18 protein-coding genes are annotated in these 19,114 nt (G+C 59.3%); 11 read left to right on the top strand and 7 right to left on the bottom strand.

Features of this window, described 5'->3' with window-relative positions:
- Nucleotides 1-13: 13 nt before the first annotated feature.
- Together AC1DQM_RS11025 and AC1DQM_RS11020 are read right to left on the bottom strand one after the other, a co-directional pair.
- Nucleotides 14-868 carry a sulfurtransferase gene (locus AC1DQM_RS11025; protein WP_086944402.1) on the bottom strand — a complete coding sequence of 285 codons (855 nt, stop codon included), beginning with the start codon at nt 866-868 and terminating at the stop codon, nt 14-16.
- A gap of 33 nt (nt 869-901) precedes the next feature.
- Nucleotides 902-1,573 carry a TetR/AcrR family transcriptional regulator gene (locus AC1DQM_RS11020; protein ID WP_018928685.1) on the bottom strand — a complete coding sequence of 224 codons (672 nt, stop codon included), beginning with the start codon at nt 1,571-1,573 and terminating at the stop codon, nt 902-904.
- A 146-nt stretch (nt 1,574-1,719) separates the two neighbouring features.
- Between AC1DQM_RS11020 and AC1DQM_RS11015 the strand changes: the two genes are divergently transcribed.
- The 5 genes from AC1DQM_RS11015 (at nt 1,720) to AC1DQM_RS10995 (ending at nt 6,363) form a co-directional block, all read left to right on the top strand.
- A complete protein-coding gene (locus tag AC1DQM_RS11015; RefSeq protein ID WP_477746168.1) occupies nt 1,720-3,150 on the top strand; it encodes a coniferyl aldehyde dehydrogenase in 1,431 nt (476 codons plus the stop codon).
- Between the two features lie 28 nt (nt 3,151-3,178).
- Nucleotides 3,179-3,724, top strand: a complete 546-nt coding sequence (locus tag AC1DQM_RS11010) for a twin-arginine translocation pathway signal protein (protein WP_477746167.1) — start codon at nt 3,179-3,181, stop codon at nt 3,722-3,724.
- Between the two features lie 73 nt (nt 3,725-3,797).
- Nucleotides 3,798-5,393 carry a GMC family oxidoreductase gene (locus AC1DQM_RS11005; RefSeq protein WP_477746166.1) on the top strand — a complete coding sequence of 532 codons (1,596 nt, stop codon included), beginning with the start codon at nt 3,798-3,800 and terminating at the stop codon, nt 5,391-5,393.
- Between the two features lie 115 nt (nt 5,394-5,508).
- Nucleotides 5,509-5,988 (top strand): pantetheine-phosphate adenylyltransferase, encoded by a 480-nt coding sequence (gene coaD, locus AC1DQM_RS11000; protein ID WP_007939322.1) that lies wholly within the window; start codon nt 5,509-5,511, stop codon nt 5,986-5,988.
- 123 nt (nt 5,989-6,111) lie between these two features.
- Complete coding sequence (locus AC1DQM_RS10995) at nt 6,112-6,363, top strand: YfhL family 4Fe-4S dicluster ferredoxin (RefSeq protein ID WP_003195146.1); 252 nt, start codon at nt 6,112-6,114, stop codon at nt 6,361-6,363.
- Between the two features lie 57 nt (nt 6,364-6,420).
- Here the strand turns inward: AC1DQM_RS10995 and AC1DQM_RS10990 are convergent, their stop codons facing one another.
- Genes AC1DQM_RS10990 through AC1DQM_RS10980 form a run of 3 tightly spaced genes read right to left on the bottom strand, consistent with a single transcriptional unit; the run spans nt 6,421 to nt 8,454 of the window.
- Complete coding sequence (locus AC1DQM_RS10990; RefSeq protein WP_064620976.1) at nt 6,421-6,744, bottom strand: hypothetical protein; 324 nt, start codon at nt 6,742-6,744, stop codon at nt 6,421-6,423.
- Nucleotides 6,745-6,798: 54 nt separating this feature from the next.
- A complete protein-coding gene (gene mutM / locus AC1DQM_RS10985; RefSeq protein WP_018928680.1) occupies nt 6,799-7,611 on the bottom strand; it encodes a bifunctional DNA-formamidopyrimidine glycosylase/DNA-(apurinic or apyrimidinic site) lyase in 813 nt (270 codons plus the stop codon).
- A 30-nt stretch (nt 7,612-7,641) separates the two neighbouring features.
- The gene (locus AC1DQM_RS10980; protein ID WP_177343118.1) at nt 7,642-8,454 is read right to left on the bottom strand and encodes an HDOD domain-containing protein; all 813 of its coding nucleotides are present in this window, start codon (nt 8,452-8,454) and stop codon (nt 7,642-7,644) included.
- 232 nt (nt 8,455-8,686) lie between these two features.
- Here AC1DQM_RS10980 and AC1DQM_RS10975 point away from each other — a divergent pair, with 232 nt between their 5' ends.
- The 5 genes from AC1DQM_RS10975 to ilvD all read left to right on the top strand — a co-directional run bounded on the left by AC1DQM_RS10975 (nt 8,687) and on the right by ilvD (nt 15,689).
- A complete protein-coding gene (locus AC1DQM_RS10975; protein ID WP_017341306.1) occupies nt 8,687-9,883 on the top strand; it encodes a class I SAM-dependent rRNA methyltransferase in 1,197 nt (398 codons plus the stop codon).
- Nucleotides 9,884-10,323: 440 nt separating this feature from the next.
- Nucleotides 10,324-11,403: a SagB family peptide dehydrogenase gene (locus AC1DQM_RS10970; protein ID WP_026331822.1), complete on the top strand. Its 1,080-nt coding sequence runs from the start codon at nt 10,324-10,326 to the stop codon at nt 11,401-11,403.
- On the top strand, nt 11,400-12,377 hold the full coding sequence (locus tag AC1DQM_RS10965; RefSeq protein ID WP_086944396.1) for a diiron oxygenase: 978 nt from the start codon (nt 11,400-11,402) through the stop codon (nt 12,375-12,377). The genes AC1DQM_RS10970 and AC1DQM_RS10965 overlap by 4 nt, the downstream gene beginning before the upstream one ends.
- On the top strand, nt 12,370-13,590 hold the full coding sequence (locus AC1DQM_RS10960) for a multidrug effflux MFS transporter (protein ID WP_477746165.1): 1,221 nt from the start codon (nt 12,370-12,372) through the stop codon (nt 13,588-13,590). Before AC1DQM_RS10965 ends, AC1DQM_RS10960 begins: the two co-directional genes overlap by 8 nt.
- Nucleotides 13,591-13,847: 257 nt before the next feature.
- Entirely contained in the window at nt 13,848-15,689 is a 1,842-nt protein-coding gene (ilvD, locus tag AC1DQM_RS10955) for a dihydroxy-acid dehydratase (RefSeq protein WP_018928674.1), read from the top strand.
- Between the two features lie 91 nt (nt 15,690-15,780).
- Here the strand turns inward: ilvD and AC1DQM_RS10950 are convergent, their stop codons facing one another.
- Nucleotides 15,781-16,848, bottom strand: a complete 1,068-nt coding sequence (locus tag AC1DQM_RS10950; RefSeq protein WP_018928673.1) for an HAD family hydrolase — start codon at nt 16,846-16,848, stop codon at nt 15,781-15,783.
- 238 nt (nt 16,849-17,086) lie between these two features.
- Between AC1DQM_RS10950 and AC1DQM_RS10945 the strand changes: the two genes are divergently transcribed.
- A complete protein-coding gene (locus AC1DQM_RS10945) occupies nt 17,087-18,478 on the top strand; it encodes an L-cystine transporter (RefSeq protein ID WP_192350804.1) in 1,392 nt (463 codons plus the stop codon).
- 44 nt (nt 18,479-18,522) lie between these two features.
- Here the strand turns inward: AC1DQM_RS10945 and AC1DQM_RS10940 are convergent, their stop codons facing one another.
- A complete protein-coding gene (locus AC1DQM_RS10940; protein ID WP_064620984.1) occupies nt 18,523-19,035 on the bottom strand; it encodes a dihydrofolate reductase in 513 nt (170 codons plus the stop codon).
- Nucleotides 19,036-19,114: the final 79 nt, after the last annotated feature.

Raw genomic sequence — 19,114 nt, 5'->3', positions numbered from 1 at the left:
ATTGGCTCTGCGCTTACTCGCCGGTGGCGACGCCTCGCGCGGGGTCGTTGATCCACTCGCTCCACGAACCGGCATACAACGCCCCCAACGGATAACCCGCCAGGCACAGGGCGAACAGGTTGTGGCAGGCCGTCACGCCGGAACCGCAATACGCGACCAGCTCCGTCGGCGAACGATCACCGAGCTTCGCGGCAAACCGCTGCTTGAGCTGATCGGCGGGCAGAAAACGTCCGTCGCTGCCCAGGTTTTCGGTGAACGCTGCGCATTGTGCGCCGGGGATGTGCCCGGCAATCGGATCGATCGGTTCCACTTCGCCCTTGAAGCGCGGCAGGGCGCGGGCGTCGAGCAAGGTCAACGCGGGCTGGCCGAGACGTTTCTGGAGCTGTTTGGCGCTGAGCACCAGCGAAGCATCCGGCGTCCCGGTGAAGGTGCCGCGATTGATCGACGGCGGATCAAGACTCAGGGGTAATCCGGCGGCATGCCAGGCTTTCAGCCCGCCATCGAGAATGAACACACCGTCGCGCTTGCCCAGCCAGGCCAGCAACCACCAGGCCCGCGCCGCGTAGGCGCCAGGACCGTCATCGTACAAAACCACTTCGCTGTCGGCATTGATGCCCCAGGCTTGCAGGCGCTCGATCAGCTTTTCGGGTTCAGGCAACGGATGACGCCCGGTAACCCCCTTGACCACCGCCCCGCTCAGATCACGCTCGAGATCGGCAAAACTCGACCCGGCAATATGCCCTTCGGCATAACTGCGCTGACCATAATCCGGGTCTTCGAGGGCAAAACGACAATCCAGAATCACCAGCCCCGGGGTCTCCTTTTTCAGGTCCAACGCTTGCGGGCTGATCAGTTGCGCAATGGGCATAACGGGCTCCTGTGATGTTGTCGATCTTGAATCCTAATGCACTTCTTCCAGCGCCTGGGCCAGTGGCACGTAAAATTCGTCGAACAGCGCATTTACCGCGTCGCGCGATTGATCGGTGACGAACCCGGCCTCAAGCACCAACACCTGATACACGCCGCGCTTAATAGCCTGTTCGCTCAAGTGGTTGGAGTTTTCCCGCGTGGTGCACAGAAACCGCACCCACGACGTGAGGATGATCCAGGCGTTCAGCGTCAGGGACTCGATCTGAACCTTATCCATGTTCAGGATGCCAGCGGCGACGAACCCTTCGTAAATGGCGGTGCCCTGGATCAGGCAGCGCTGGGAAAAGCGCCGGTAACGGGCGGCCAGCTCGGGATCGCTGTCTAGCAAGTGCTCGAGGTCGCGATGCAAAAACCGGTAGCGCCACATGGCGGCGAGCAATTCCTTGAGGTAGAAGCGCTTGTCTTCGACCGTCGCGGCGCGGCCCTGGGGTGGGCGCAGGAAGCTGTCCACCAGGCTTTCGTACTCACTGAACAGCACAGCGATGATCGCCTGCTTGTTGGGGAAGTGGTAGTACAGGTTGCCCGGAGAAATCTCCATGTGGGCAGCAATGTGGTTGGTGCTGATGCTGCGCTCGCCCTGCTGATTGAACAGCTCCAGGCTGTTCTGCACGATGCGCTCGCTGGTTTTGATCCGAGGGGCCATGGCTTGAGCTTTAATTCAGAGTGCGGTGACGGGCATCTTACGACCTATCCGTGGGTGGATAAAACAAAGCTGCGTCAGGATGTCATTTGACTTTTTAGAGCGTGGACTCTAAAAACCCCCTCATTACAATAAATCCGGAGCCGACCATGCCTGCTGACATCGCCTACCTGAAGAACTTGCAGCAGCCTCTGGACGAGCTCCAAACCCTGTTCGATGCTCAACGCGCCGCGTATGCAGGCAACCCGATGCCACCCGCGGCTCAGCGCCAGCAATGGCTAAAGGTATTGCGGGACCTGTTGAGCAATGAGCGCCAGGCCTTGATCGACGCCATCAGCCAGGATTTCAGCCACCGCAGCGCCGACGAAACCTTGCTCGCCGAATTGATGCCCAGTCTGCATGGTATTCACTACGCCAGCCAACACCTCAAAGGCTGGATGAAGGCCTCGCGGCGTAAAGTCGGCATCGCCTTTCAACCCGCCTCGGCCAAAGTCGTTTATCAACCGCTGGGCGTAGTCGGGGTGATCGTGCCGTGGAACTACCCGCTGTATCTGGCCATCGGGCCACTGGTGGGGGCGCTGTCGGCGGGTAACCGGGTGATGCTCAAACTCAGCGAATCGACCCCCGCCACCGGTTTGCTGCTCAAGGAATTGCTGGGGCGGATATTCCCTCAAGACCTGGTTTGCGTGGTGCTCGGCGAGGCCGACATCGGCGTGGCGTTCTCCCGGTTGCGCTTCGATCACCTGCTGTTCACCGGCGCCACCAGCATCGGCAAACACGTGATGCGCGCCGCCGCCGAGAACCTGACTCCAGTGACCCTCGAACTGGGCGGCAAGTCCCCGGCCATCGTTTCCCGCGATGTGCCGCTCAAGGATGCCGCCGAACGCATCGCTTTCGGCAAGACCCTCAACGCCGGGCAAACCTGTGTCGCCCCGGACTACGTGCTGGTGCCGGAAGACCGCGTCGGCTCCTTCGTCGAAGCCTATCGCCAGGCAATTCGCGGGTTTTATCCGACCCTGGCCGACAATCCGGACTACACCGCCATCATCAATGACCGACAACTGGCGCGGCTCAACGGTTACCTCAGCGACGCTACCAGCAAGGGCGCGCTGCTGATTCCGCTGTTCGATCAGGGCCAGGGCCGACGCATGGGTCATAGCCTGCTGCTCAACGTCAGCGACGACATGACGGTGATGCAGGACGAAATTTTCGGCCCGCTGTTGCCGATCGTCCCCTACAAGGATCTCGATGAAGCATTTGCCTACATCAACCAACGGCCTCGTCCGCTGGCGCTGTATTACTTCGGCTACGACAAGCGCGAGCAAAACCGCGTTCTCCACGAAACCCATTCCGGCGGCGTATGCCTCAATGACACCTTGCTGCACGTTGCCCAGGACGACATGCCGTTCGGCGGCATCGGTGCCTCGGGCATGGGCCACTACCACGGCCACGAAGGTTTTCTGACCTTCAGCAAGGCCAAGGGTGTGCTGATCAAACAGCGCTTCAACGCGGCGAAGCTGATCTATCCACCGTATGGCAAAGCCATTCAGAAACTGATCCAGAAGCTGTTTATTCGCTAACGATCAACACCGCCGGGTAATAACAATAATGAGCCCAAGCCTGTCCGACACACCCGCGCTGTCACGGCGCGGCCTGCTTAAATTCAGCCTGGGCGCCAGCGCTTTTCTGGCCACGGCAGGATTAGGCGCGAGCCTCAGCGGCTGCTCGTCGAGCACGGCGGCCAGCGGTTTCGCGACTCTGCGCAGCGGTGACCTGTTGTTTCTGCGGGCACTGATCCCGGTAATGCTCGACGGTGCCGTGATCGTCGAGAAAATGCCGGCCGCCGTCGAAGGCACCCTCAAGAGCCTGGATTACAGCCTCGATCACCTGTCTGCGGAAATGCTCAAGCTGACCCGGCAATTGTTCGATGTGCTGGGGATGAGCGTCACCCGCGGCCCACTGACCGGGATCTGGGGCAGCTGGGAAAACGCCAGCGGCGAGGATATCCGGCACTTTCTCGATCGCTGGGAAAACAGCTCGCTGAGCTTGCTGCGCATGGGCCATAGCTCGTTGCTGCAAATAGTGATGATGGCGTGGTACAGCCGAGCGGAATCTTGGGTGCATTGTGGGTATCCGGGGCCGCCTACGGTCTGAAACCGTGGCGTCCCTTTCGCGGGCAAGCCGCCTCACCATCGCACCCAAAACATAACAACAAGAGACCCCGAACATGCCCGTACCCGATCCGTTTCGCGAAGGCCTGGCCCGTGGCTGGAAAACCTATAACGGTTCGCAATTGCCCCAGGACCTGACCCTCGAAGCGGATGTGGCGATCATCGGCAGCGGTGCCGGCGGCGGAACCACCGCCGAAATCCTCAGCGCCGCAGGCTACAAGGTCTTGCTCATCGAAGAAGGCCCACTCAAGACCAGCAGCGACTTCAAGATGCTCGAAGATCAGGCCTACACCAGCCTCTATCAGGAAGGCATCGGGCGCATGAGCAAGGACGGTGCGATCACCATCCTCCAGGGCCGGGCGGTGGGCGGTACCACGCTGATCAACTGGACTTCGAGCTTTCGCACCCCGGATCAGACGCTCGAACACTGGGCCAAAGAACATGACGTCGTAGGCCACGCACCGGCCGAGATGGCGCCCTGGTTCGAGAAAATGGAACAACGCCTGGGCGTCGCCCCGTGGCTAGTGCCGCCCAACGCCAACAACGACGTCATCCGCAAAGGCTGCGAAAAACTCGGCTACGCCTGGCATGTGATCCCGCGCAACGTGCGCGGCTGCTGGAACATCGGCTACTGCGGCATGGGTTGCCCGACCAACGCCAAACAATCGATGCTGGTCACGACCATCCCGGCGACCCTGGAAAAAGGTGGCGAGCTGCTCTATCTGGCTCGCGCTGAAAAGCTGTCGATCAAGGATGACAGGGTCACGGGTCTGCACTGTGTGGCGATGGATGAGCGTTGCGTTGCCTCTACCGGACGCACAATCACGGTCAAGGCACGGCATTACGTGCTGGCCGGCGGCGGGATCAACAGCCCGGCGCTGCTATTACGTTCAGAGGCGCCGGATCCCCATGAGCGACTGGGAAAACGGACGTTCCTGCATTTGGTCAACATGTCCGCCGGGCTGTTCGACGAGGTAATCAACCCGTTCTACGGCGCGCCGCAGTCGATTTATTCCGACCATTTCCAGTGGCAGGACGGCATCACCGGCAAGATGTCCTACAAATTGGAGGTCCCACCGCTGCACCCGGCGCTGGCCACTACCCTGCTCGGTGGCTTCGGCACGGAAAACGCCCGGCACATGGAGAATCTGCCACATACCCACGCCATGCTGGCGTTGCTGCGAGACGGTTTTCACCCGGACAGCCCCGGCGGCAATGTCGAATTGCGCAGTGACGGCACGCCGGTGCTCGACTATCAGGTTTCATCGTATGCCTGGGACGGGTTGCGTCGGGCGTTCCATAGCATGGCCGAGATCCAGTTCGCCGGTGGCGCCAACGCCGTGATGCCGATGCATGCCGACGCCCGTTACGTCAGAACCCTCACCGAAGCGCGTGCCTTGATCGATGGATTGAGCCTTGAGCTGTATCGCACGCGCCTGGGCAGTGCTCATGTAATGGGCGGTTGTGCCATGGGTGAAGACCCGAAAAACGCCGTGACCGATAGCCTCGGCCGACATCACCAACTGCACAATCTATCGATTCACGACGGCTCGCTATTCCCCACCAGCATTGGTGCAAACCCACAATTGTCGGTCTACGGACTGACGGCACAACTGGCGAATTCACTGGCCCAGCGTTTGAAAAACCCATGAAAACGAGGAATATTCCCATCGTCTATAGTGCTTTCTTACCCAACAGGCGACTTGGCCGACCGGGAAGGCTGCGATACCATCCGACTCCCCAACGGACTCCCGCCAGGACGACGCGATGAACCGAGTGTTGTACCCAGGTACCTTCGACCCTATTACCAAGGGCCATGGCGATCTGGTCGAACGCGCCTCGCGCCTGTTCGATCACGTGATCATCGCCGTCGCCGCCAGCCCGAAGAAAAACCCGCTGTTTCCCTTGGAACAACGTGTGGAGCTGGCCCGCGAGGTCACCAAACATTTGCCGAACGTTGAAGTCGTCGGCTTCTCGACGCTGCTCGCGCATTTCGCCAAAGAGCAGAACGCCAATGTGTTCCTGCGTGGTTTGCGCGCGGTGTCGGACTTCGAATATGAATTCCAGCTGGCCAATATGAACCGCCAACTGGCACCGGATGTGGAAAGCCTGTTTCTTACCCCGTCCGAGCGTTATTCGTTCATTTCCTCGACACTGGTCCGTGAAATCGCGGCCCTGGGCGGCGATATCACCAAGTTCGTCCACCCGGTGGTGGCCGATGCCCTCACCGAACGCTTCAAAAAGTAGGCGCTGCCGAAGGCTGCGATCTGCTGCACTTGATCGCGCCCGCGTGCACTGCGGGCGCCAATGCGGCACAATTGTGCGCATTGGTTTATTGCGCCAGGGCCTGCCGCCCCGGCTGGAGTTAGCATGTCCCTGATCATCACCGACGATTGCATCAACTGCGACGTCTGCGAACCCGAGTGCCCGAACGCCGCTATTTCCCAGGGCGAAGAGATCTACGTGATCGACCCGAACCTGTGCACGCAATGTGTCGGCCACTACGACGAACCGCAGTGCCAGCAGGTCTGCCCTGTGGATTGCATTCCACTGGACGAGGCCCATCCGGAAACTGAAGAACAGTTGATGGAGAAGTACCGGAAGATTACCGGTAAGGCTTGAAAGCCTGGAAAGATCGTCCGAAGGCGGCCCGAACCTTCGGACGATCTTTTTTATGCCTCACTCCCGCTGCTCAAACCCTTCCCCGACGCACCCCAGACACCGCACAAACGCCGCTTTCGCCGGGTCGACCACCAGCGCCTGCCCTGCATCGCCAATGCCGCCGCCCAACGCGGTAAATGGCAGCGACACCACAAACGCCCCAGCACCGATCACTGTCGCCACCACCAGCAACGGTCGGGCAATCAGCAGATCGCCAAGCATGGCGTAGGCCGGTGGATTCTGGATGGTGTAACGCGGGTCGCCGCTGCCGTTCTCAGTAGCCAGCGTGGGCGCAGCGATGCTCAGCAGCAGCGTGACGACAAGGGTTCGAAACAGATTCATGGCACGGTCCTTCGGCTAGGCAGTGAGAACACTGACTATAGACCGTAGCCGATATCAGCTCTGACAGCGCGGACAAAAGACGCTGGCGCGCTGCCCGAGTTTGACTTCCCGCAGCCCCGTGCCACAGACCTTGCAGTGTTCACCGCCACGGCCGTATACGAACAGCTCCTGCTGGAAGTACCCCGGCTGGCCGTCGCCGCCGATAAAGTCCCGCAACGTGGTGCCGCCCCGTTCGATGGCGAGCGCCAGGATGCGCTTGATCTCGATCGCCAGCTTCAAATAACGCCCCCGGGAAATGCTCTTGGCCTCGCGGCGCGGGTCGATGCCGGCAGCAAACAGCGCTTCGGTCGCGTAGATATTGCCGACGCCAACCACCACCGCGTTGTCCATGATGAACGGCTTGACCGCCATGGATCGCCCGCGGGACAGCTGGAACAGACGTTCGCCATCGAACAGATCGGTCAACGGCTCCGGCCCCAGGCGAACCAGCAGTTCGTGATTCAGCGGGTCCAGACTCCAGAGCATCGCCCCGAACCGACGCGGGTCTGTGTAACGCAGGGCCAGGCCCGATTCCAGCTCGATGTCCACATGCTCATGCTTGGCCGCCGGCAAGCCGGCTTCCACCAGCCGCAGATTCCCCGACATGCCCAAATGGCTGATCAACGTGCCGACTTCGGCATTGATCAGTAAATACTTGGCCCGCCGTTCCACCAGCACGATGCGCTGGCCCGACAGCCGCACATCCAGGTCTTCGGGGATCGGCCAGCGCAGACGGCGCTCACGCACGATCACCCGGCTGACGCGCTGGCCTTCCAGGTGCGGTGCAATTCCGCGGCGGGTGGTTTCGACTTCCGGCAGTTCTGGCATGGGGCTCTCGAATCAGGCGAGGTTCGACACTCAACGTGTGGCGAGGTCGCGAATTTCTTGTTTCTGGGTTTCGAAATCGTATTCCGATAGACCGATGTAATCGAGCACCAGATGCCCGACATTGTTCCATTCGTGGTCTTCAGACTGGTTGCCCAGCACCCGATAGGAAGCACAAATGTGCTCGGCCATCTTCAGGATTGCCAGCAGGTTCTTCAGCGGCGTATTGCGGCACGACTCATCGCTGAAAATGGCCAGGGCATTGTGATGGTTGGCAATGGCCTGGGTGACATGTTCCGGCAGACGCCAGGACTTGGCGGTGTAATACCCGACCACGGCGTGGTTGGTGTTGTAGTGCTTGTTCTCGGTATCCACCACGCGGCATTCGACGCTGGCGTTGGCATAGGCCTGCTCCAGCACTTTCATGTAATCGGGGAATTTCTTGAGCATCAGCGGAATGCCGCAATCGTGGAACAGGCCCAGCGCATAAGCTTCATCGCCAGCCTGGACACCGACGCGCTTGGCCAGGCTCAGGCAGGTCATCGCCACGTCCTGCGCCGTGTCCCAGAAACGGTTGAGGGTGACGATGGTCTCGTCGTTCAGCTCGCCCTTGATCGACTGCGCGTTGATCAGGTTGATGATCGAACGACTGCCCAACAGGTTTACTGCACGCTGGATCGCGGTGATCTTGTTACTCAAGCCGTAGTACGGCGAATTGACGATTTTCAACAAAGCGCCCGAAAGGCCTGGGTCCTGGGAGATCAGTTTGGCGATCACCTCCAGGTCCGGGTCGGGCATATATTGCTCCATCTGCAGATCCACCATGATCTGCGGCTGGGCCGGCACACTGATGCCTTGCAGGGACTGTTGAATCTGTTCAGAAGACAGCTCTTGGGACATAAGTACGCACTCCGGGTCAGGCGGGGATTCTAACCCTTAAAAAGATCGATCCGACAGCCAGTCAAACTCAATCCATATGTGTGCGGGCCCGCGATGGCGCCATGCGCGTTTCATCGTCCGTCAAACCCGCCACTCCCTCAACACGCTATACTCCCGCTCTTTTTTCCGGAGCGACGTCATGTCCCTGCCTAGCCTGCGCCTCAAAGCCAACGCCGACCGACGCCTGCGCAACGGTCACCTGTGGGTCTACAGCAACGAAATCGATGTAGCCGCCACCCCATTGCACGGCTTCAAGGCTGGCGATCAGGCGATCCTCGAAGCCGCCGGCGGCAAGCCGCTGGGCATCGTTGCCATGAGCCCGAACAATCTGATCTGCGCCCGCCTGCTGTCGCGCGACATCAAGTTGCCGCTGGACAAATCGCTGCTGGTGCATCGCCTGAACGTCGCCCTGTCGCTGCGCGACCGCCTGTTCGACAAGCCGTTCTATCGTCTGGTCTACGGCGACTCCGACCTGCTGCCAGGCCTGGTGGTCGACCGTTTCGGCGACATCCTGGTGGTCCAGATCGCTTCGGCGACCATGGAAGCTCACAAAGATGACGTGATCGCGGCCCTGACCCAAGTGCTCAAGCCAAGCGGCATCCTGTTCAAGAACGACTCCGCAGCCCGTGACGCCGAAGGCCTCAACCGTTACGTCGAAACCGTGTTCGGCCTGGTGCCGGAGTGGGTGGCGCTGGAAGAAAACGGCGTGAAGTTCGAAGCGCCGGTCATCCAGGGCCAGAAAACCGGCTGGTTCTATGACCACCGCATGAACCGCGCGCGTCTGGCACCTTATGCCAAAGGCAAACGCGTGCTGGACTTGTACAGCTACATCGGCGGCTGGGGCGTGCAAGCGGCCGCCTTCGGCGCCAGTGAAGTGTTCTGCGTCGATGCGTCGGCCTTCGCCCTCGACGGCGTCGAGCGCAACGCCGCACTGAACGGTTTCGCCGAAAAAATGACCTGCATTGAAGGCGACGTGTTCGAAGCCCTCAAAGAGCTGAAAGCCAGCGAAGAACGTTTCGACGTCATCGTGGCCGACCCTCCTGCATTCATCAAACGCAAGAAAGACATGAAAAACGGTGAAGGTGCCTACCGTCGCCTGAACGAACAAGCCATGCGCCTGCTCAGCAAGGACGGCATCCTGGTCAGCGCATCGTGCTCGATGCACCTGCCGGAAGACGATTTGCAGAACATCCTGCTGACCAGCGCCCGTCACCTGGACCGCAACATCCAGATGCTGGAGCGCGGCGGACAAGGCCCGGATCACCCGGTTCACCCAGCCATTGCCGAAACCCGCTACATCAAGAGCATTACCTGCCGTCTGCTGCCAAACAGCTGAGTACGCCGGTTTGACGGGGAGCCGACAGGCTCTCCGTCAGCCATTCTGACGCCGCGACATCTCCTCTCCCGCCCCATCGTCTTACTCTTGCAGTCCTACAAACTTGCAGGACGTTTCCCTGCACATTTGATTTGAAAGAATATAACTTACAAACTTTCTCCAACCCCAAGACCGCTCCGACAAAATTACTGGAATATTCCTACTTAATCCCCCCTTGATAAGAGCCTATTAAAGCCTATGATTGAGTTGTCACCTCGAAGTGACACTCACTATCAAATGACAAGGAGTCAACAACATGAAAGCAATTACTCTGGAAGCTAACAAAATCGCCAACCTGGCTTTTCTGGTTGCACCAAAAGCCCGCTAAGTAAATGAGACGCTGGGGAGTGCCGGCTACCCAGCGTGTTCTATGGCACCCGTCCAGAGCGAACCGCCCCACCATGCAGATAAACCCATATTTATTCATACTTCCTCGCACTCCCGGCCAAATAGTCTGGGATTACAAAAATCACAAACAATTTGAACTAAGCCTTGAGTACTCAAGCAGACTTACGCAACTAATCAACAACCCCGAACTTTATAACGACAGCAACATAGTTGACACTCAACTCCTGAACGCAGGAATACTGACAACATCAATACAAGGTACTGTTGAATGGGGCTGGGATGAACTGTCGAAGATATTCCATATCGGTACCAAAAACATCCCCTGCGAACATGTCCCTCAGGATATTCATGAATGGTCCAGACACTACCTGGACCACTGCACCGAAGTGCTGGCCGCTCCTGCGCCGAGCAACCGGCCCACAGAACGCCAGGCGCGGGAGCTGATTGGCCTGCCAAAGCCTTCCTGCCTGCCGGAAGGGTCTCTTGCCAACGTCCTGATCGGCCGAAAAACCTGCCGCACCTTCACGGACGCAGCAGTTTCACTGGAAGCTATCGGCACGCTGCTTTACCTGTCCCTTGGCTACTTGCATGAGCGCGAAAACGATGTCGACGAAACCCTTGTCGAAGGTCTCGATGCCCGGCGCAGCAGCCCATCCGGTGGCGGGCTGAATGCCTGCGAAGGCTTTCTTCATGTACACAACGTCAGCGGCCTGAAACCCGGGCTCTACGCCTATCACCCCACCGACCACGCCTTGAGTTTCGTCAACCCGACACCTGACTCACCACTGGGGCAGTTGCTGTGTGGACAGCACTTCATCAACAACCTGCCCGTGGGCCTGTTCATCACCAGTCGGTTCGACAAGCTGTGGTGGAAATATGAACACTCGCGAGCCTACCGAATGGCCTTCGTGGAAGCAGGGCATATCTCGCAAACATTCCAACTGGTGGCCACTGCACTGGGGTTGAACACCTGGCTGACGGGGGCGCTGGCCGATGATCAGGTCGAGGTCTTGCTGGGGATCGAGAACAGCGCGGAACAACCTTTGTTTTTTGTCGGCTGTGGCTACAGCGACGGACAAGTGATGTGCAAGGAATTGAAAGATCTTCTGAGCAGTCGGGAGCCGCAACAATGACCACTCCCATCATTGCCCCGTTGGAGCAGCCCGTGTCCTGGGCTCATCGTTACACCCTGGGCGACTGGAATACCCGTGCGTCAGTGCGCACCAGCGAACACGACTATCTATTACCACCAGACCTGGAACAGCAACTGGAAACGCGCCACTGGTTTCCTCCAGGCTTCCTGGCTTACCTGACTCACCCGGCCATCCAGGCGGCAGGTCAAACCGTCATCCATCGGTTGTCGGCCAGTCATCTGGTGTACTTCCTCGACTACACCACCTTGCTTGAGCACCGCATCGTCAACCGCTCCGTGGAAACCATCATCCATGATGAACTGAACGTCCACATTCCCGCACGAATGAAGACCGCCGCGCTTCAGCTTTATACCGACGAGGGTTATCACGCCCTGTTTTCCAACAGCCTTGCCGAGCAAGTAGCCAGTTTCTACGGGATCAGCCGACGTCCGGTCATGCCCCACCGCATCATGCGATTGAACGCCCTGCTTGACGGCGCCCCGGAAAGATACAGGGCGCTGGCCTGGTTCCTCGTCGGGTTCGTGTCGGAGACGATCATTGCCAAGGAACTGCTCGATGTCTGCCGTAACGACCTGGTTTCCAGCGTCCAGGCAATGCTCAGGGATCATCTGGCGGACGAGGCGCGCCATAGTCGCTATTTCTCTGAAGTGTTCCATTACCTGTGGCTGACGCTGAACAGCCCTCAACGCACGTTTGTCGCCAAAGCGCTGCTGGACATCATCCGGATGTTCTTCGAAGCCGATGAGCGATGGATGCGCGAAAGCCTGCTCAGCGCGGGTCTTGGCGAGACCTCCATCACGGAAATTCTTGGCGGACTGACCAGCCCCCAAGCCACCCATCAACGGGCGCGATCCGGTGCTGGCGCAACACTTCAGGCGTTAAAAAAGGCTGGTTTCTTCGACCTGCCCTCCAACCAGCAACTGTTCATGAAGGCAGGGCTTATCGATGGGTGAAGGACAATCCGCGGCGACCGTCAAACAACGTCGGGGGGCGGTCAGCCTGTTGTTGGCCATGGTGCTGCTTGGCGTGTTCCCGCTGGATGTCCTGCTACCCTCTTTCCCGGCGCTCGCCGAACACTTTCGCAGTACGCCCGCCGATATTACGCTGTCGATCAGTCTGTTTGCCGTCGGCATAGCGGCCTCTCAACTGCTGATCGGGCCGCTGTCGGATGTGATCGGGCGCAAAGGACTGTTGCTCGCTGGAATAACCATCTCGATGCTGGGTGCAGTGGGCTGCATGCTGACCACGGACTATGTTCACTTCCTGTTGTTCCGTGTGATTCAGGCACTCGGCTGCGGGTGTTTCGTGCTGTCACAAGCATTGATCCAGGACCTGTTCGAGGGCGAGGAGCGTGACCGGTTGCGGATCCTGATGGTGACTGCCACCGGCGTTTTCATCTCGGTCTCACCGTTGGCCGGCACGTTCCTGCAAGCCACGCTGGGCTGGCAGGGCAGCTTTGTGGTGTTTATCGCACTGGCTGGAATAGTACTGCTCAAGGCCTGTTTTTTTCTCGAAAGCACTCGGCCTGCGGCAACCGGGGCGCTATCGAATATCTTCCAGCCCTACCGCCGGGTCTTGTGCGATGTCGACTTTCTGTCCTACTGGCTGATTTCCGCCTTTGCTTTCGCCTGCCATTTTTCCTTCATAGTGATTTCGCCGCTGATTTTCATGGATCAACTCCAGCTGTCGGCCTATGACTTCTCGCTGATTCTGCTGGTCTATGGCGGCGCCTACATTGTCGGCGGCACGGTTGCGACGCTGCTGGGTAAACGTATCAGTCCCGGTCATCAAGTCATCAGCGGGCTATGCCTGATCCTGCTGTCCGGCCTGATCATGCTTTACCTCTCAAGCCACTTTACGCTATCCCCGTTTACCGTCCTGGTACCGATGCTCATCTGTACTGCCGGCACTACCATCGCCCGACCGGCCGCCACGTCCAAAGCCATGAGCCTGTTCCCTGAAAATGCGGGAACTTCGGCGTCGGCCGGCAGTACGGTGATTTTCATCTGTGGCGGGTTGATCAGTGCGCTCATCAGCCTGAGCCCGGCCAACCTGCAATCCACGCTGGGATACAGCTTTATCATCCTGAGCAGCGTGGCGCTGGTACTCAACAGTCGTATCCATAGCCGAGCCAAGAGCCCGGGAGCCAGCCCAAGCGTCGAATAATCCTGCCAGTCGTCATCCCACACGCCCCGTCAGCACTTGATCAACGTTTTCCGGCATTCCCTCCTGACGCCAGCGGTGTAGAATCGCGAGATTCATCGCCAGTCATCCCCCGGCGGGTTTATGAGCTCAAGCTGAAGCGCGCGGCGATCCCGCAAAGTTATCGGCAACTTCCGGACACACGGCCATTTCTGAGTGTTCCAGACGTCAATAGAAGCTCACTTCCCTTTTGATACCTGATTTGCCGCCCGGAGTGCTCCATGCCTGATTACCGCTCGAAAACATCCACCCACGGTCGCAACATGGCCGGTGCTCGCGCACTGTGGCGCGCCACGGGGATGAAAGATGACGACTTCAAGAAGCCGATCATCGCTATTGCCAACTCCTTTACCCAATTCGTACCGGGCCATGTGCACCTGAAGGATCTGGGTCAACTGGTCGCACGTGAAATCGAACGGGCCGGCGGTGTAGCCAAAGAATTCAACACCATCGCCGTGGATGACGGCATTGCCATGGGCCACGACGGCATGCTCTATTCGCTGCCGAGCCGCGAGATCATCGCCGACTCCGTCGAATACATGGTCAACGCCCACTGCGCCGACGCCATTGTCTGCATTTCCAACTGCGACAAGATCACCCCTGGCATGCTGATGGCCGCCTTGCGCCTGAACATCCCGGTAATCTTCGTGTCCGGCGGCCCGATGGAAGCCGGCAAGACCAAACTGGCCAGCCACGGTCTCGACCTGGTCGACGCCATGGTGATCGCCGCCGACTCCAGCGCCTCTGACGAGAAGGTCGCCGAGTACGAGCGTAGCGCCTGCCCTACTTGTGGCTCCTGCTCCGGCATGTTCACCGCCAACTCGATGAACTGCCTGACCGAAGCCCTGGGTCTCGCATTGCCGGGCAACGGTTCGACCCTGGCCACCCACAGCGACCGCGAACAGCTGTTCCTGCAAGCCGGCCGCACCATCGTCGAGCTGTGCAAGCGTTACTACGGCGAGAACGACGAGTCGGTGTTGCCGCGCAACATCGCCAACTTCAAGGCGTTCGAAAACGCCATGACCCTGGACATCGCCATGGGCGGTTCCACCAACACCATCCTGCACTTGCTGGCCGCGGCCCAAGAAGCCGAGATCGATTTCGACCTGCGCGACATCGACCGCCTCTCCCGCCATGTACCGCAACTGTGCAAGGTCGCGCCGAACATCCAGAAATACCACATGGAAGACGTGCACCGTGCCGGCGGGATCTTCAGCATCCTCGGCTCCCTGGCCCGTGGCGGCTTGTTGCACACCGACCTGCCGACCGTACACAGCAAGACCATGGCCGAAGGCATCGCCAAGTGGGACATCACCCAGACCAACGACGAAGCGGTGCATCACTTCTTCAAGGCTGGCCCGGCGGGCATCCCGACGCAAACCGCGTTCAGCCAGTCGACCCGCTGGGAAACCCTGGACGACGACCGTGAAAACGGCTGCATCCGCAGTGTCGAACACGCTTACTCGAAAGAAGGCGGCCTGGCCGTTCTGTACGGCAACATCGCGCTGGACGGTTGCGTGGTGAAAACCGCCGGTGTCGACGAGTCGATCCACGTCTTCGAAGGCAACGCGAAGATCTTCGAAAGCCAGGACAGCGCCGTACGCGGCATCCTCGCCGACGAAGTGAAGGCTGGCGACATCGTGATCATTCGTTACGAAGGCCCGAAAGGCGGCCCGGGCATGCAGGAAATGCTCTACCCGACCTCTTACCTGAAATCCAAAGGCCTGGGCAAAGCCTGCGCCCTGCTGACCGACGGCCGTTTCTCCGGCGGCACTTCGGGCCTGTCCATCGGCCACGCTTCGCCAGAAGCCGCTGCCGGTGGCGCGATCGGTCTGGTGCAGGACGGCGACAAGGTCCTGATCGACATTCCGAACCGCTCGATCAACCTGTTGGTCAGCGACGAAGAACTGGCCGCGCGCCGGGTCGAGCAGGACAAGAAAGGCTGGAAGCCGGTGGAAAAGCGTCCACGTAAAGTGACCACCGCTCTGAAAGCCTATGCCCTGTTGGCGACCAGCGCCGACAAGGGTGCCGTGCGTAACAAAGCGATGCTCGACGGGCTGTAATACTTAACCGTCGAACAAAAAAATGCCCCGCCAAGTGCGGGGCATTTTTTTGATCGTTCCCACGCAGAGCGTGGGAACGAGATCACAGCGCTTATTGAATCTCTTCCGGTTTGACGATCACCCAGTTCTTGTCCGCCGTCACCGCCAACCCTTCTTTCGCCTGGGCCGCTGCGTGCTTGGCCATCATGCCGTTAATCTGGGTCATGTACTTGTCTTTGCGGTTGACCCACAAATGGATGCCGCCCTTGGACACGTCGACGCTGTGGAACAGCATGTAACCGTCGCTGCTCGGCGTATCACCACCCACCAGGACCGGTTTTTTCCATTCATCGATGTAGGTCAGGATCGCCGCTTGCTTGCCGGCCATCCAGGTTGCCGGAGTCCACAGGTACGGGGTCAACTCGAGGCCAAGGTTGGCCTTCTCGTCATACTTGCCCGCAGTGATCTGCTTACGCGCCGTGGTCAGTTCACCAGTCTTGCGGTCCTTGAGCATCGTGGTCACACCGATCACGTTCTGCGGTTTGACGTTGTAGCCGTACTTCGGATCGGCAGCGACCATGCGCACCAATTCTTCGGAGGCAGCGGTCATCACGTAGACCTCAATGCCATTTTCCATCAGCTTGTTGTAGAGCTCGGCCTGGCCGGTGAAGACTTTCGGCGGCTGGACGTCGATGGTCTTGACCACATCGCCGTCGTAATAAGTGCTCGGCACCGGTTTGCCAGACGCCATCAGCTCATCGACGTAGCCCTTGAGCTCTTGAAGCGTGAAGCCGGAAAACACTTGGGCGACCCATGGATAGCAGACCATGTCGTCGATTTCGCAGAGACGATAGTAGTAGCTGAACAGGCTCTCCTTGTGGTCGGCGGTGTCTTTGAACGGGATCAGTTTCAGCGAGGGGTCGAGGCTCTCGCGGGTGATCAGGCCCTTGTTTTCCATGAACGGCAACAATGACTCTTCGAGGTCGTAGCGGTAACTGGTGTTGTCCATGTCGAACACCGCGAAGTTACCCTTGTTGGCATTGGCCGCGATCATCGCGTCCAGCGCCTTGGCCTGATCCGCTGGCCAGTGCTTCAGGTCGGTAGCGAACGCCTGGCCGGCAAGGCCAAGACTCAAACCCAATCCAAGTGCAGCAGCAAGAAATTTCGGTGCAAGCTTCATCGGCGTTTCTCCCCGGTTCAAAGAAATCGACGCTAACAAATAAGTGTGACAGTCCTCGCCTGCCCGCGACCGCTTGCATCCTGATTCCGTCAGCGGCATTCCTTATAGCGGCATTGGCTTATTCCAAAAACGACAGTTGACCGCTGTTTTTGATATTAAATCATTACATATCAAGCTGTTAGGCTCACCGGTTCGCAGTCACACACGAAGGTGGCTGGCACAAGTCTATGGAGCCTCTATGAATCTGCCGCTGATTCTCAATCTGCTGGTGTTCCTCGCCTTGCTCTTTGGCCTGGCGCAAACCCGTCACACCACCTGGAGCCTGGCGAAAAAGGTGCTGCTGGCTCTGGTGCTGGGCGTGGTATTCGGTATCGCCCTGCACACGATTTATGGTGCGGGCAACCCGGTGTTGAAAGCTTCGATCGGTTGGTTCGATCTGGTGGGCAACGGTTACGTACAGTTGCTGCAGATGATCGTGATCCCGCTGGTGTTCGCCTCGATCCTCAGTGCCGTGGCCCGTCTGCACAACGCTTCGTCGCTGGGCAAGATCAGCTTCCTGACCATCGGCACGCTGCTGTTCACCACCGCCATCGCGGCGCTGATCGGTATCGGCCTGACCAACCTGTTCGGCCTCACCGCCGAAGGTCTGGTCGCCGGCACCCAGGAAATGGCTCGTCTGCAAACCATCCAGACCGACTATGCGGGCAAGGTCGCCGACCTGAATGTGCCGCAACTGTTGTTGTCGTTCATCCCGCAGAACCCGTTCGCCGACCTCGCTCGCGCCAAACCGACGTCGATCATCAGTGTGGTGATCTTCGCCGCATTCCTTGGGGTCGCGGCGCTGCAACTGCTCAAGGATGATGTCGAGAAAGGTCAGAAAGTGATCAACGCCATCGACACCCTGCAAGCCTGGGTGATGCGTCTGGTGCGCCTGGTGATGAAGCTGACCCCATACGGCGTGTTGGCGCTGATGACCAAAGTGGTCGCCGGCTCCAACCTGCAAGACATCATCAAGCTCGGCAGTTTCGTGGTGGTGTCGTACATCGGCCTGGGCCTGATGTTTGTGATCCATGGCGTGCTGGTGTCGGCCGCCGGGATCAACCCGTTGCGCTTCTTCCGCAAGATCTGGCCAGTGCTGACGTTCGCCTTCACCAGCCGCTCCAGCGCCGCCACCATTCCGCTGAGCATCGAAGCCCAGACCAGCCGTTTGGGTATTCCACAGTCCATCGCCAGTTTCGCTGCCTCGTTTGGCGCGACCATTGGCCAGAACGGCTGTGCCGGTCTGTACCCGGCAATGCTGGCGGTGATGGTTGCGCCAACCGTGGGCATCAACCCGCTGGACCCTTTGTGGATCGCGACGTTGGTGGCGATTGTGACGCTGAGTTCGGCCGGGGTGGCCGGGGTTGGTGGCGGTGCAACCTTCGCCGCGCTGATCGTGTTGCCGGCCATGGGTTTGCCGGTGTCACTGGTGGCGTTGCTGATTTCCGTTGAACCGCTGATCGACATGGGTCGCACGGCGTTGAACGTCAGTGGCTCGATCACCGCTGGGGCGATCACCAGCCAGATCATGCAGCAGACGGATAAAGCGCTGTTGGACGCAGATGAGCATGGGGCGTTGGCTCAGGCTTGATTGGCGCCTGATGGATCGCTATCGCGGGCTTGCCCGCGATGCGCTCAGGCCTTCTCCCAAACCTCAAAGCTATACGCCGGTTTGTCGCCTTCTGCCGGATTCGGAACATTCGACACCAGCTTCCACTGGTTCACATCAAACTCCGGAAACCACGCATCCCCTTCCGGGCTCAGCGCCACGCGCGTCAGGTATAGCCGATCGGCCTGCTCCAGACCTTGCGCATACAACTGCGCACCACCAATTAACATCAACTCATTGGCACCCTGCTCCAGCGCCCATTCCTCGGCGCGAACCACGGCCGCCTCCAGTGACGGATAAACCTCCGCGCCTTCCAGCTGCAAATCCACCTGGCGACTGACCACGATGTTCAACCGGCCCGGCAGCGGACGACCGAGGGAATCCCAGGTCTTGCGCCCCATGATGATCGGCTTGCCGAGGGTGGTGGCCTTGAAGTATTTGAAGTCCCCCGGCAAGTGCCAGGGCATGCTGTTGTCGACGCCGATCACACGGTTTTCACCGAGGGCTGCGATCAGGCTGAGGGGGAGTGATTTAGTCATGCCGGCGAGGATACCAGAGCCTCCCTTACCCCGATAAGCGTCACAGCGGTTATGCTCATCGCTCAATGAAGCGACGGGA

The sequence above is a fragment of the Pseudomonas sp. 01L34 genome, assembly GCF_056400265.1.
This window is presented reverse-complemented; position numbering and strand designations above follow the sequence as displayed.